Here is a 14,405-nt window from a genome sequence, read left to right on the forward strand (position 1 = left end):
CCGTTGCGGACCTCAGACGCGCCTGCAGACAAAATAGCGATCGGCGGGTACCGAAGGCGGCAGTGGAAGGCGTTGCAACTGCGGGTGGTCGAGCGGCGTGCCGCTGACCGCAATGCCTCCGACGCGAAGCAGGCGCGCGGTCAGTTCAGGGAGCCAGGTAGAGGTCACTGCATCGCGATCTTCATAGCCGGTGCCGATGTCGGCATGAACAAGAGCGGCCTCGATGCCGATGAACCTGCTCGCCGTCTCGCGGATTTCGCCGAGCACGAGGTTTTCAGCTTCGGGAATTGAGCTGGCGTGTGCGGCAAGTGCGCGGTCGAACGCCACGATCCGTCGGCCGGGCAGACGCTCGCGCAGATGGTGGAACGTCCGGCCATTGCCGAGGCCGAGCTCAAGGATGGGACCCTCGATCTTCGCCACCTCCGCGCAGACTTGATCGAGAATGTCGCGCTGTGCGGTCAGCCTGCGGATGAAACTTTCGAGGCGACTCATATGCGTTTGTGTGTCCTGAACCAGCTCAAGAGACCGGCAATGCCTGCGACCAGGATGAAGCCCGAGAGCAACGTGTTAGCCCGATCCGGCGTCGCCGCATATAGAGGCGAACGGTCAACACAGCAACAGAACAGGCCCCCGACGAACCGGGCGGAGTCTGCGCCTTGAAGCGCGGCGGACTGGCGATGTCATTTGTAGGGGTCCGCCGCGTCCCGCAAGCCGTCGCCCAGGAAATTGAACGCCAGAATGACGAGAATGACGGGGAGGATCGGCAAAAGTAGCCATGGATAAAACGCGATCACGCTGACGCTGCGCGCCTCGGTGAGCAGGATGCCCCAACTGGTTATCGGCGCCCGCAGGCCGAGCCCGAGGAAGCTCAGCGCCGTCTCGCCCAGGATCATGCCGGGTATGGAGATCGTCGCCGTCGCGATCAGATGCGACATGAAGCCCGGAATGAGGTGCCGCCGGATAATGCGGCCGCTGCTGGCGCCCATCAATTGCGCGGCCAGAACGTAATCCTCCTCGCGCAACGCTAAAAGCTTTGAACGCACGGCCCGCGCCAATCCGGTCCAGTCGAGCAGCCCGAGGATGACGGTGATGCCGAAATAGATCAGGATCGGACTCCAGGTTATCGGCATGATCGCCGCCAGAGCCAGCCATAGCGGAATGCTGGGGATCGATTGCAGAACTTCGATTATCCGTTGAACGATCAGATCGAAGATGCCGCCGTGATAGCCGGCCAGTCCGCCGATGACTATACCGAGCAGGAAGCTGAAACTGATGCCGACGAGGCCGATCGTCAGGGAAATGCGTGCACCATAGATGATGCGCGAGAGCACATCGCGCCCCAACCTGTCAGTGCCGGCCAGAAAGAGCTGGCCGTTTTCGGCAGGGCAGACAAAATGCCTGTCACCTTCGATCAGGCCCCAGAACCGGTAGCTGTCGCCCTTGCAGAAGAAACGGATCCGCTGAACATCGTCCTGTTGGTCGATGTAGTTTCGCTTCAGCGTGTCCATATCCAGCGTCATCTGGCGGCCATAGACGAACGGCCCGACGAACTGGCCGTTGTGGAACAGGTGCACCCGCTGCGGCGGCGCATAGATGTAGTCCATGTTGCGCGTGTGCAGATTGTAGGGCGCCAGGAACTCGCAGATCAGTATCGCGAAATAGAGCACCGCCAGGAATATGCCGGATACAAGAGCAAGCCGGTGCCGTCGAAATTTCCACCACATCAGCCGCAACTGCGACGCCTGAAAGACCTTCGACTGCTCCGGCGTCATTGCCTCGACCGACTGCAGGTCAAAGGGCGCGATGGAAACATAGTGTTGCAGCGGAGCACCCGGAGCGGGAAGTGGCGATTGCGTGTTCATTTGGTACTGCCGCCCTGCAAACGAATTCGTGGATCAAGCAGTGCCAGCGCCAGATCGGAAATCAGCACGCCGATGACCGTCAGGAAGGCGAGGAACATCAGGAACGACCCTGCCAGATACATGTCCTGGCTTTGCAGCGCCTTGATCAGCATCGGCCCGGTCGTTTCCAAAGACAGCACGATCGCCGTGATTTCGGCACCGGAAATGATGGCCGGCAGGATAGAGCCGATGTCCGAAATGAAGAAATTGAGCGCCATGCGCAGCGGGTATTTGACCAGGGTCCTGAAGGGATGAAGGCCCTTGGCGCGCGCCGTCACGACATATTGCTTGTGAAGCTCATCGAGCAGATTGGCGCGCAGCCGCCGGATCATGCTTGCCGTGCCCCCGGTGCCGATGATCAAGACCGGGATCCAGAGATGGGCGAGGATCGACTTCGCCTTGGCCCAGCTCATCGGCTCGCCGAGATATTGCTGGTCCATGAGATGGCCGACGGACGTGCCGAACCAGATATTGGCGAAATACATCAGGATCAGCGCCAGCATGAAGTTCGGGATGGCAAGGCCGAGAAGGCCGAAGAAAGTCAGGCCGTAGTCGCCCCAGCTGTATTGATGCGTGGCCGAGTACATGCCGATCGGAAAGGCGATGAGCCAGGTGAAGAGGATCGTCACGAAGGAAACCAGCACGGTCAGCCACATTCGGTCCCCGATCACGTCGCGAACCGGCAGCTCATATTCGAAGGAATAGCCGAAATCGCCGTGCAGCATCCCGCCGACCCAGTAGAAGTAGCGAATGACCGGCGGCTTGTCGAAACCATAGTCCTTCCGCATCATCTCGATGCGGTCGGAATCCACCGCTTCGCCCTGAGCCCGAAGCTCGGCAACATAGCTGTCGAAATAGTCGCCTGGGGGAAGTTCGATGATCGTGAACACAAGCGCCGATATGATCAGCAGCGTTGGAACCATTACGGCAAGGCGCCAGACAATATATCGAAGCACGCTCAGGACTCTCCAAGCCAGAATGTATCGGGCATGTAGACACCGAAATAGGCGGTCGGGTCGTAGCCGTAGAGCGCCTTGTCAGGCAGATTGCGCAGCCGCGAGGAGGCCAGAACCGGCTGATATGTTCCGTTCACCGTGCCGATCGAAAACACCTGATCGGTGTAGATCGACAGCATTGAATTCCAGATTTCAGCGCGCTCCGTGGCTTCGGTCGATGCGTTCCAGCGCTTGAGTAAGGTCATCAACTCGACCACCGGCGGAAGATCGGGCGCCTCGCCGAGCCTGCCACGAGACAAGTAGTGAGCACCCCAGAGCGGCCATTGCAGTTGGTCGTCAATGGTGGGGGCCAGCTGGTACGGGTTCATGTCGGCGGTCGGCACGCCATTGTCGATGCCCGACCACATCGACATCATGATCTGGCCGCCAAGCGCGCGACTGCGAAAGATGTCGCGCTGCGAAGTCCGGATGAACAGGGCGATACCGATCTGGCGCCAGTGATCGCTGATGAGCTCGAGCGCATCCGTTTCCAGCGTGCTTTCGCCGGCCGTTTCCACGACGATCTGCGCCCGGCGTCCATCGGGAAGTATCCGCAGGCCGTCATTGTCACGCGTCTGAAGCCCGACCTCGTCGAGTAGGGCATTGGCCTGATCAGGATCGTAGGTAACCCAGGCTTTCGCGAATTCGGGCCGGTAGAGCGGGCTCTCCGGCAGGACCGTATCGGCACTTTCCTGCGCCAATCCATAGAACACGGCCATATTGATCTCGCGCCTGTGCACAGCGAGCGACAGTGCTCGACGCACGCGCACGTCGCGAAAAAGGCCACGCCAGACCTGGTCGGCACAATTCAGATTGGGCAGCAGCGCCAGTCGCGAACCCTGTGTGCGTTTCCAGAGATGCATCTTGACCGGGTAGCGCTTCTCCGCGTCCTTCAGGAAGGAGTAATCGCTGAAATCAATTCCCATGCATTGCAGGTCGCTCTCGCCCGCGCCGGTCTTGGCGGAAATAATCGCCGACGAGCTCACATTCATGACAATCCGGTCAACATAGGGCAGTTGCCGGCCATTCTCGTCTATGCGGTGAAAGAACGGATTGCGCTCGAAGACGAACTGCTCAGCCGGCGGCTTGGTCCGGTTCCGCCAGGGATCGAGCGTCGGCAGTTCCGGGTTCTCCGGGCGATACTGCCGCGACATGCGGATATGCAGGAGCGTCCATTTCTTGGCCCTGTTCTCCTCCATCAGGCCGGCGAGCCGGAATGGATCCTGGTATTTCTTGTGGAACTGCTTGAGATAGGCGGCCGGCAGAACAAGCGATAGCGGCGAAGCAGCAGCGAGCTTGGGCAGGAAGTCGGGATTCGGCGCATCCCAGGTATAACGGACCGTCAACGGATCGACGATCTCGAAGCGTGGCGGTTTGCCGTCGGCCAGCAGGGCCGGGGCGAGCCCGCCTTGCGAAAGTTCGTCGTTCAGCCAGACATCTTCCCAGCAATAGCGAAAATCCTCCGGCGTCAGCAGGCTACCGTCAGACCATTTATGTCCTTCCCGTATCTTGAAGGTGAAGACGCGATCGTCTGCCACCTCGAAACTTTCAAGAATGTCGGCTTGCAAGTTGAGCTTTTCGTCATAGCCGACGAGGCGAGCATATCCGTAGATCGTCATCATCCGGATATCTTTCTGACTGCCGATGATCGTGCGCAGCGTGCCGCCATACTGGCCGGGCTGCCGCCCCATCGCAGCGAGATTCAACACGCGCGGGCTCTTGGGCAAGCGCTCGGAGAGTGCCGGCAGCGCCAGGGCCTTCAGCAGCGGCTGAAGAAATTCCGGCTCCAGATCGCCTGCGCGCAACGTGCCCGGCACAAACGCGGAAGCCATGAGTCCAAGGACGGTGCGCCGGCTGATCAATGGCGTAGCTCGCTGACATCGGCCGAACGTCGGGCCAGCACGAGGTGGCCGCCACCAAGATCGAGTGGCGACAGTACATCCTCGTCGCCCTCATCGCGGAATTGCGGTCCCCATGCGCTGGTGTCGGAAGCGCCGCTGAGCTTCAGCGTCTTGAAATCCATCGGCCTGTCGAGGTCGGGGAAAGGTACTGCGGCGACGAGTGAGCGCGTGTAGGGGTGGATCGGTTTCCTCAGCAGAGTTTCGCGCGGCGCAAGCTCGACGATACGCCCACCGCACATCACCGCGATTCGATCTGCCATGTAGTCCACCACCGCCAGATTGTGCGATATGAACAGGTAGGTCAGGCCCAGTTCCTTCTGCAGGTCCTTCAGCAGGTTCAAGATCTGCGCCTGGACAGAGACGTCGAGCGCCGAAACCGGCTCGTCGCAGATCAGCAGTTCAGGGCCCAGCGCCAACGCGCGCGCGATGCCGATACGCTGACGCTGCCCGCCGGAGAAACTGTGGGGATAGCGCTTGATGAAGCGCGGATCGAGCCCGATCGCCTGCATCAGGCTTTTGACAGTGGCGAGTCGGGACGCGGCATCGCCACGTTGATGGATCTCCAGCGGCTCGCTCAGGATGTTCTCCACCGTCATGCGAGGTGACAGCGATGAAACCGGATCCTGGAAGACCATCTGGATTTTGGCGCGCAGCATGCGCAGGGCGTCTCCCTCGCCTTGCAAGACGTCGATCGCTCCATCGCGGCCGTTGAACGTCACAGAGCCGCCGCTAGGGGTGATAGCCCGCATAAGGATCTTGCTGACCGTGGTTTTGCCGGAGCCGCTTTCGCCGACCAGCCCCAGGCACTCGCCGCGCCTGATATCGAAGCTCACGCCGCCCACGGCGCGAACCGTGGTTTGATGATCCCCGCCAAACAATCCGGACTTGCGGATTGTGAAGGTCTTTTTCAGATCCCTGACCGACAACAGGATATCGTCTGGCCCCTTCGACGGCGGCGCCGTCTGCTTGCCGAGCAGGTTCTCGACATTCACCGGCACCTCGCGCAGCGCCTTTAGCCTTTCGCCAGGCTTCAGGTCGAAATGCGGAACGGCTGCCATCAGGCCCTTCAGGTAGGGGTGACCTGGTCGGCGGAATATCGCCTCGACAGGTCCCGCTTCCATGATCTCGCCATGGTACATGACCACGACCTCGTCGGCGACGTTGGCGACCACGCCGAGGTCGTGGGTGATCAGCAACATCGCCATGTTCAGCTTGGTCTGAAGGCCGCGCAGCAAATGTAGGATTTGCGCCTGGATGGTGACGTCCAACGCCGTCGTCGGCTCGTCGGCGATCAACAGGGCGGGCCGGCAGATAAGCGCCATGGCGATCATGGCGCGCTGACGCAATCCTCCTGAAAGCTCAAAGGGATACATATCATAGGCGCGTTTGGGACTCGGAAAGCCGACAAGACCGAGCATTTCCTCGGTCCGCGCCTTGCGCTCCGCCCGAGCCATGGGGGTATGAATCTGCAAGGATTCGCTGACCTGGTTGCCGATCGTGTGCAGCGGCGACAGCGATGTCATCGGCTCCTGAAAGATCTTGCCGATGCGGCTGCCTCTCAATGCCCGGATTTCGGGTCCGTCACGTGGCATCTTCAGGATATCTTGCGTGGTGCCGGGCCTTTCAGGATCGGAGAACAGGATACGGCCGCGAACATGGGCTGATCCCGGCAGAATGCCCATCACTGCCTTGCTGAGAACCGATTTTCCGGAGCCGGACTCGCCCACAAGCGCGGTAACCTTGCCGGGCAGGACGCGAAGATTTGCGCGCCTGACGGCATGCAACGGTCCGCCGATGATGGCAAAAGAGATGCCAACATCCTCGATCCGCAGCAGATCAACACCCGAATTCATTCCACACCAGCCCCAATCTGGCAGGTTCGGAAGCGAGACTAACCTATTGCCAGCTTAGAGCAACTTGGATTCGGAACGGTCGCCAGCGGCGGAACCGGCGAGCGGACTGTCTATCTGGGGCCCTTCGGATCAGGTCGTGGCGGTTACTGGAGCTTGCTCGGGTCGCCCGCCGACAGCCGCGCGGCATCGCGGTGAAGCAGCATGACCTGCTCGGCGTCCGATCTTCGGTCATAAACCGGCTCCAGCGCACCGTCTTCATCGACTGCGAGAGCACCCGACAGATCGGGTGAGAGCACCGTCAGTTTCTGCTTGATGCCAGCCAGTTCCTCGCTGCCGAGCGTCAGCCAGTTGCTGGCGCCGCAATAGCTGGCGAAGTCCTTGCTGGCGAGAATGCTGTGCGGATATTTCTTGGTCAGTACCTGGAGGCGCTGGACCTCGTTTACAGCCGAGCCGAAGACGGAGAATGTGAGCCGGTCGGTAAGCCCGACATTGCCGAACATCACATTGCCGACATGTAGGCCGATACCAAATTTTATGTCGGTTAGCCCCTTTTCCTTTCTGCGCAGATTGAGATCCGTCACGCGCGCTGTGGCGCTGCGCGCTGCCGCAAGAGCAGCCTGGCAGGCGATCTCGGACTGCGAGCGATGCCTTTCGCAAGGGTAAACGGCGATGAAGCCATCCCCGATGAAACTCATGATCTGCCCACCTTTGCGATTGAAAGGTGCTGCAACGGCGTCGAAAAACTGGTTCAGCGTATCGATATAGATTTCACGGCCGGAGGTTTCGGCAAGCCTTGACGACCCGCGCATGTCGCCCATGACCAGCGCGGCCCGGATTGTATCGCCCTCGCCGCGCTTGATCTGACCGTCAAGCACGCGCCTGCCGGCGTCGCCGCCGAGATAAGTGGTCATCATGTTGTCGGCGAGCTTGGTGAGCACCGCCATCTTGGTTGCCATAGCGAGATGGTTCTGGATGCGCAGCAGCGCCGAAATCATGCTGTCGCTGAACCCTGCGGCACTGTCGGTGGACCAGGACCCCATCATGCCCTGACTGGCGTTGCCGTTGAAGGAATGCACGAAAGCCAAATAGTCGGTGACGCCTATAAGCCTGAGATCATCGAAAACAGGAAACTCTGAAGGCAGCGACGGGTCGAGCCGGCGTCGCAGGTGGTCGAGCTTATTGCTGAGCAGATGATAGTATGGGCTGGTCAGGAACCTGTCGGACGGCGCGCCGGGCTCATTGCGGAAGCTTTCGATTTCTAAGCCTCGGCCGCGAACCCAGGTGAAGCCAAGCGCATCATAAAGCGGATGAAGCATCGAAAAGCTCAAATGCACCCGCTTCAACGGCAGGCCGGCAGCAGCCAGCCGTTCGCAAAAGCCTTTTACCAATGTTTCCAGGTCGTTGCCGGCAAGTACCGATTGGTTCAGCCAATCGGCTACCTTATCCATGAGAATGGTGGAAATTTCTGCTTGCGTTGTGCTCATGCTATCTCGAAACTCCTCGAAGACGAGGCATTGTCCTTTGATCCGCCCACAACACAGTTCGCCAACGACCCCAAGAAGAGATCCCCGAAGTCAATGAAGCCAGCTTTGGCAGGAAAAGCCGGCGAAGAACTTCGCAACTGGCTGTCCGTGCGGGCGAGCGACAGGCGTAACTGTATCTATTAACTGGGGCATTATGTGTCGACGCTGCCGGCCGAGTGCAACCACGATCCTGACATCGAGCAAAGAATTGGCCGGCTCAGACCGCCGTCAGGCCTTCACCACCGTTTCTCGGGCTAGCCCGAGGCGGCCAAAAACATTGCGCGTGTCGACGATCAGAAGGGCGTGATCGGCGATCGCCTGATAGTCGATCGCGTCGTGGTCGGTTGCAACGACGACAGCATCGAAATCCTTCAAGGTTGCCTCGCTCAATTCGACAGACCGACGCCCCTTGATCGCCATATGCTCCCGTGTCGTCGGAATTTCTCTGACGTGCGGATCGTGGAATTCGGCCTTGCCGCCCCATTCCTCGATGAGTTCAATGAGCCGCAATGAAGGGCTCTCGCGGATGTCCGGAACATTCTTCTTATAGGCGAGCCCAATGATGAGAATGCGCGAGCGGCTGAGCGCCTTGCCGCAACGCTGGTCCAGCGCCCTGGCCAGTTCATCGACCACATGACGCGGCATAGCCGTGTTGATCTCTGCCGCCAGCTCGATGAAGCGGGTCGGCAGTTCGTATTCGCGCGCCTTCCACGTCAGGTAGAAAGGATCGATGGGGACGCAGTGCCCGCCAAGTCCGGGCCCAGGATAGAAAGGCATGTAGCCGAAGGGCTTGCTCTTTGCCGCCTCGATCACCTCCCAGATGTCGATGCCCATCGCACCGAGCACGACCTTCAACTCGTTGACCAGGGCTATGTTGACCGAGCGAAAGATGTTTTCCGTCAGCTTGACCGCCTCGGCGGTCGCCGTGGTGGAAACCGGAACGACGGTCTTGACCACACCCTGGTAGAAAGCCTTCACGAGCGCCGCGGCTTCAATGCCGTCGCCTGCCACGACCTTGGGGATCGTCGCGACTTCAAAGCTGCGGTTGCCGGGATCCTCGCGTTCGGGCGAGAAGCCAAGGAAGAAGTTTATCTTCGACTGCAAGCCGGTTTGTTCCAGGATGGGCTTGATCACGTCGTCGGTGGTGCCGGGATAGGTGGTCGATTCCAGCACGACCAGCTGGCCGAGACGCAGATGCTTCGCGATGGTGCCTGCCGTGTTCCTGACAAAGGAGAGGTCTGGCTCGCGGTTTTTCGTCAGCGGCGTCGGAACGCAGATGACGATGACATCGCAGGCGGCCAGTTCGGTAAAATCCGCAGTGGCGCGAAACCGTCCGCTCGCCACCTCGACGGCAAGGGCAGTGGACGTCACCGCCTCGATATATGATTGCCCGCTGTTCAGATTCTCGACCTTCTGGGCTTCAATGTCGAAGCCGAAAACCGGGAAGCCGGCGCGTGCTACCGCGACGGCCAGTGGCAATCCGACATAACCCAGTCCGATCACCCCGACTTGCGCGGTGCGCGTCGAAATCCGGTTCAGCAGACTGTCATATGTCGATCGTGAGGCGTCCAAAAATCTGTTTTCCTCAATGTGGACAGACTGCCCGCTTCCACGGCGAGGCTCATGTGGGCCCAACAACCCCGAGGCATATTGCGGAAAATGGATCTCCGCAAGCCGTCGTCAGGCCGACACCTTCGCCTTCAGGCTTGCGGCAGCCATCGCATAACCGCCGGCGGCGCCGTCGATGAAATGAACGTGATCGCGCTGCAGCGGCGAGGCGACGAGGCACGTCATCAAGGCCGATTGCTGGCGGTGCAGGCCATAGGTGCAGATGCCCGCCTCTTCGGCCTGCTGCAGCCGGTTCTCGATCCGCTGCAACAAATCCGCATCTACGTCGACGGTCATCTTCAAGCCGTCATCGAACTTCCGGAAATCCGAATTGCTGGCCACGTCGCGTTTGTAGATCTTCGGATCGAACCTCCCGATCGTCCAGCCATATCGATCGGTGACAGCCGCAAGCGACAACAGGAACACTATCCACAGCTTCGACAACCACCGCCTTCCCGCCGGCGCGACGGCCCGGGCCTCGAGATCGAGGCCGGCGGGCGAAAAACCGTAGGCCGGCCCGTTCACCGGCACCGGATGGCCATCGCGTTCCTGTCGACCGACAAGGGCGATGATGTCGGAAGCCAGAACCTGAAAACCGCGCACATCGCGCGAGGCCCCCGGAATGGCTATGATCGAGACGATTTCGCCATGCCGGGCTTCGATCGGGCTCCAGCGGCAGGAGAGACCGGTCAAATCCGGCCGCGCGTTGGCCGGCGCAGGATCGATCAGGTAGCGCCCCGCTTTCATCTCGGCTTCCGCCCAACTGCCGCCGCCGCCGGCAAACATGGCATAGAACACCGCTTCGGAGGCCCGGAACCTCGCTACCCGAACGTCGAGGCCTTGCGCTCTTATATCCTCTATCGGCACGATTGCGGCGCGCAAGGTCAGGGCCAACTCGTCCGCCACCCATCGCTGGACGGCCGCCAGGGCGTTGCGCGTGATCTCCAGCGCCGAACTCGGAAACGCCACGAGCGCGCCGTCGCCGCCGAAGACAAAGGGAAGATCTTGCCGACCCAGCGCATTGAGCAGCGCCGAAATGACGCTGGCGCCGGCCATATTCACGGTTTTATAGCGCCCGGCCCCGATCGCCTTGGTCGAGCCGACGATGTCGGCGGTGGCCAGCGCCCAGCCATCGGGGAGCGGCCGATAGTTGTCGATGTCGGCAACGCTTTCGAACTTCGCGAACACCGGCAAGGAAGCGACGAACGGGTCGGACGCTGCGGCTGTTTCCATGAGCATGCAATAGCACATTCCACTGCTTGAAGGTGAAACTCGATCATGCTTCGAAATTGACTTGCGCAGGCTTTCGAATGATAGGCTCCGGCGATGCGAATTGCCTTCTACGCGCCGCTGAAGTCGCCCAATCATGCCGTTGCCTCTGGCGACCGTCAGATGGCACGGATGTTGATCAAGGCGCTTGAGCATGGAGGGCATCGCGTCGATCTGGCATCCGAATTGCGCTTCTATCTACGCGAACCGGAGTCGAAAAGTTTCGATGCGCTCAAGGTCGAAGCCCGACAGGAAGTCGCGCGGCTGACAGAGCTTTGGCAGCGTGACGGCAAGCCCGACCTCTGGTTCTCCTATCATCTCTATTACAAGGCGCCCGACCTGATCGGGCCCGAGCTGGCGTCGGCCTTTGCCATCCCCTATGTGACCGCGGAAGCCTCCTATTCGAAGCGGCGCAACTTCGGTTTTTGGACCGATATGCAAGCCTTGGTGGCGCGAGCCGTCGAACAGGCGGCGCTGAACATCTGCTTCACGCAAAGGGATCGTCGGGGACTGACAGACGCTCTTCCAGACGCCGTTTTCGGCATGCTTTCGCCCTTCATCGACACATCGGTATTCCGGGAACTGCCGGCGCGTGGTTGTCCGACGCGTCTCGTTACCGTCGCCATGATGCGACCGGGCGACAAGGTCGATAGCTATCGCATGCTCGCGCACGCCCTCGCTCCGATCGGCCACCTGCCCTGGACCATGTCGGTCGTCGGGGACGGGCCTGCCCGTGACGAGGTCAAAGCGCAATTCGCCGGCCTGCCCGCCGACCGGATCGAATGGCTTGGCGCGATCGAGCCAGCCGCCGTGCCGGATGTCCTCTACAGTGGAGGGATTTACGTCTGGCCGGGTTGCGGCGAAGCTTATGGCGTTGCCTATCTTGAAGCACAGGCTGCCGGCCTTCCGGTGGTGGCGCAGGACATCGCCGGCGTGCCGGAGGTCGTGCGGGATGGCCAGACCGGATTTCTCACCCCGCCGGGCGATGTGGCAGCGTTCACGTCTGCCATTGAAAGGCTTCTGGTCCGTGACGACGAAAGAACCGCCATGGCCGGCAACGCCAGACGTTTCATCCTCGAAGAACGCTCTCTCGGTACTGCAGCGGCGCGGCTTTCCGAACTTCTTGCGAAGATCGCGGTTGCATGACATTCGATCAGATCTGGCAGCCCTTGGTGGAAGAACTGGCGTGCTGGCGACGGGCGGACCGCAAGGCGGAGTTCTGGTTGCGCGACGACGACGCTGTGGATCCGACGGCTGCGCTTGATCGGCTGCTGGAACTCACCCGTGCATTCGAGGTTCCGCTCACTCTGGCCGTCATTCCGGCGCTGACCGACGAGAGGCTTGTCGTCCGGCTTGACGAGGCGCCGCATGCCTCGGTCGCCATCCATGGCTGGGCGCACCGAAACTATGCGCCGCAGGACCAGAAAAAGCAGGAACTCGGCGCCCATCGGCCACGCCAGGCGGTGCTCGATGAGATGGCCCGCGGGCTGTCCCGCCTAACCGGGTTGCACGGCGCGCGTGCCGTTCCGATGCTGGTGCCACCCTGGAACAGAATCGACGCCGGCTTGGTATCGGAGCTTGGATCGGTAGGATTTGCGGCATTGTCGGTCTTTGGGCCGCCGAAGCCGGCCCCAGTGCCGGTCATCAACAGCAATGTCGACATCATCGATTGGCATGGCACGCGCGGCTGTCGCGATCATGGGCCCTTGGTTCAGGCCATCATTGCGCAATTGCGGCATGCATTCGACGGTGGCGAACCGGTCGGCCTGCTCACCCACCATCTCGTACTCGATGAACCGGCCTGGCTTTTTCTCGAACGGCTGTTCACAGTCGCCGCACAGACTGAAGCCTGCGCATGGCTTCCGATCAGGACATTGATCGGGCGTAGCGGCGGTAGAGCAATTCCAGGAAAAGTGTGAGCGGATTTCCGTCCGGAATTGCGTCAAAACAATAAGATAGAGCAAAATAGCTCAGCGCTTTTTGTGCAATGAGACTGGAAATTTGAGCGTCTGGCCGTCCCGCGCGGCAAAAGCGCCGGCAAACCTGGCTTTGGCCAGTTTCTCGATCTCATCTAATTGCTCATCGGTGCGTGTCGGATCGTGGTGGAACAGCCCAAGCCCTCGGGCACCGGCTGCCTCACAGAGTTTGACGCCCTGTTGCCATGTCGAGTGCCCGTTGCCACGACGGTCTTCCATTTCGTCCTCGGTATAGGTGCAATCGTAGATGACGAGGTCGGCCTCTTCGATCAGGTCGAGCACCGCCTGATCGAGCTTACCCGGCTCGTGCTCAGTGTCTGTGATCACCGCCACGACGCGGCCGCCCCATTCGACGCGGTAACCTATGCAGCCTCCCGGATGGTTGAGACTGCCGGTCCGGACGACCACTCCTTCGCGCGGCCTTAGAACGTCTCCGGATACGAAATCGCGGCAGTAGATGCTTGCCTTGCAGATGTCGAGCTTGGCCGGAAACCACGGCGGCCGCATGAATTCATCGACCATCTGACGGGTCGTCATGCGTCCTGCAAGATGGCCGGACCAAAGCCTGACCTTGACGCTCCGGTCATAGATCGGTTTGAAAGCCGGCAGCCCGATGATGTGATCGTAATGGCAATGGGTGAAAAACAGCTCGAAATCGGTCACGCCCGCGGCCCGAAACGCTCTGCCGGCAAGCCCTAGGCCAGAGCCGGCGTCGAACAGAAGCATATGCTTGCCGCATCGCATCTCAATGCAGCTCGTGTTGCCGCCATAGCGAGAGAATTCTGGTCCCGATACCGAAATGCTGCCGCGCACGCCCCAAAACCTGACCAGGAAATCCATGCTGCTCCTTCGCCCGTCGTGGCCAAACAACTGCTGCTAGGCGTTTCGTGCGTCGATCAGGTCCGCGGTCGTATGGCTTAGACGATCGGCAAGAACCCGCAATATCTCGATGGTCATCTCCGGGAACTCCTTCATAAGCCTCAGGAAATGATCCTTGCTGATTTTCAAGGCTTCCAGCGGACTTGCCGCTCTGACGGTGGCAGTGCGGGAGCTGTTGCACAAGATGGCGATCTCGCCAACGATCGAATTTGGCAGCAGTTCGGCAACTTTTATCGGCCCGCTGTCGGAATCGACCAGAACATCCGCCCTGCCTGAGAGGATGACATAGGCGGCGTCTCCCTCGTCGCCCTGCCGGAAAAGGATCTGGCCGACGCTGTAGCTCACGCGATCGGATGTGAACGCAAGCAGCTTGAGCTTTGTCGGTTCGATGCCGGAGAACAAGGGAACGCGTTGCAGCATTCCAACTTCATCCTTGAGCAGCATTGTCGCAAACCTTCTCAAAATTCGCGTTTGCCAGGCGCCGTATCCCGTGGCCTTGC

At 60.5% G+C, this 14,405-nt stretch carries 12 protein-coding genes; 2 read left to right on the plus strand and 10 right to left on the minus strand.

Annotated elements, in window-relative coordinates:
• Positions 1 to 12 precede the first annotated feature (12 nt).
• From CK218_RS01225 to CK218_RS01260, 8 genes are all read right to left on the minus strand, one after another.
• Positions 13 to 492 (minus strand): class I SAM-dependent methyltransferase, encoded by a 480-nt coding sequence (locus CK218_RS01225; RefSeq protein WP_067326330.1) that lies wholly within the window; start codon positions 490 to 492, stop codon positions 13 to 15.
• Between the two features lie 188 nt (positions 493 to 680).
• Positions 681 to 1,862: an ABC transporter permease gene (locus CK218_RS01230; protein WP_066994099.1), complete on the minus strand. Its 1,182-nt coding sequence runs from the start codon at positions 1,860 to 1,862 to the stop codon at positions 681 to 683.
• Positions 1,859 to 2,857, minus strand: coding sequence for an ABC transporter permease (locus CK218_RS01235; protein WP_066994096.1), 999 nt, complete (start codon positions 2,855 to 2,857; stop codon positions 1,859 to 1,861). The genes CK218_RS01230 and CK218_RS01235 overlap by 4 nt, the downstream gene beginning before the upstream one ends.
• 2 nt (positions 2,858 to 2,859) lie before the next feature.
• A complete protein-coding gene (locus tag CK218_RS01240; RefSeq protein WP_095826619.1) occupies positions 2,860 to 4,758 on the minus strand; it encodes an ABC transporter substrate-binding protein in 1,899 nt (632 codons plus the stop codon).
• On the minus strand, positions 4,755 to 6,650 hold the full coding sequence (locus tag CK218_RS01245) for an ABC transporter ATP-binding protein (protein WP_095826620.1): 1,896 nt from the start codon (positions 6,648 to 6,650) through the stop codon (positions 4,755 to 4,757). The genes CK218_RS01240 and CK218_RS01245 overlap by 4 nt, the downstream gene beginning before the upstream one ends.
• Positions 6,651 to 6,793: 143 nt before the next feature.
• Entirely contained in the window at positions 6,794 to 8,134 is a 1,341-nt protein-coding gene (locus tag CK218_RS01250; protein ID WP_066994087.1) for an adenylate/guanylate cyclase domain-containing protein, read from the minus strand.
• A 267-nt stretch (positions 8,135 to 8,401) separates the two neighbouring features.
• Entirely contained in the window at positions 8,402 to 9,745 is a 1,344-nt protein-coding gene (locus CK218_RS01255; RefSeq protein ID WP_095826621.1) for a nucleotide sugar dehydrogenase, read from the minus strand.
• Between the two features lie 108 nt (positions 9,746 to 9,853).
• A complete protein-coding gene (locus CK218_RS01260; protein ID WP_095826851.1) occupies positions 9,854 to 11,014 on the minus strand; it encodes a DUF3095 domain-containing protein in 1,161 nt (386 codons plus the stop codon).
• 93 nt (positions 11,015 to 11,107) lie between these two features.
• Here CK218_RS01260 and CK218_RS01265 point away from each other — a divergent pair, with 93 nt between their 5' ends.
• Both CK218_RS01265 and CK218_RS01270 read left to right on the plus strand, forming a co-directional pair.
• Entirely contained in the window at positions 11,108 to 12,196 is a 1,089-nt protein-coding gene (locus CK218_RS01265; protein WP_095826622.1) for a glycosyltransferase family 4 protein, read from the plus strand.
• A complete protein-coding gene (locus CK218_RS01270) occupies positions 12,193 to 12,969 on the plus strand; it encodes a polysaccharide deacetylase family protein (RefSeq protein ID WP_095826623.1) in 777 nt (258 codons plus the stop codon). Before CK218_RS01265 ends, CK218_RS01270 begins: the two co-directional genes overlap by 4 nt.
• A gap of 51 nt (positions 12,970 to 13,020) precedes the next feature.
• Here CK218_RS01270 and CK218_RS01275 read toward each other — a convergent pair whose 3' ends face one another.
• Both CK218_RS01275 and CK218_RS01280 read right to left on the minus strand, forming a co-directional pair.
• Positions 13,021 to 13,866 carry an MBL fold metallo-hydrolase gene (locus CK218_RS01275; RefSeq protein WP_095826624.1) on the minus strand — a complete coding sequence of 282 codons (846 nt, stop codon included), beginning with the start codon at positions 13,864 to 13,866 and terminating at the stop codon, positions 13,021 to 13,023.
• A gap of 36 nt (positions 13,867 to 13,902) precedes the next feature.
• Entirely contained in the window at positions 13,903 to 14,349 is a 447-nt protein-coding gene (locus tag CK218_RS01280) for a cyclic nucleotide-binding domain-containing protein (RefSeq protein ID WP_095826625.1), read from the minus strand.
• Positions 14,350 to 14,405 lie beyond the last annotated feature (56 nt).

The sequence above is a fragment of the Mesorhizobium sp. WSM3879 genome, from assembly GCF_002294915.1.
Lineage (GTDB): Bacteria > Pseudomonadota > Alphaproteobacteria > Rhizobiales > Rhizobiaceae > Mesorhizobium.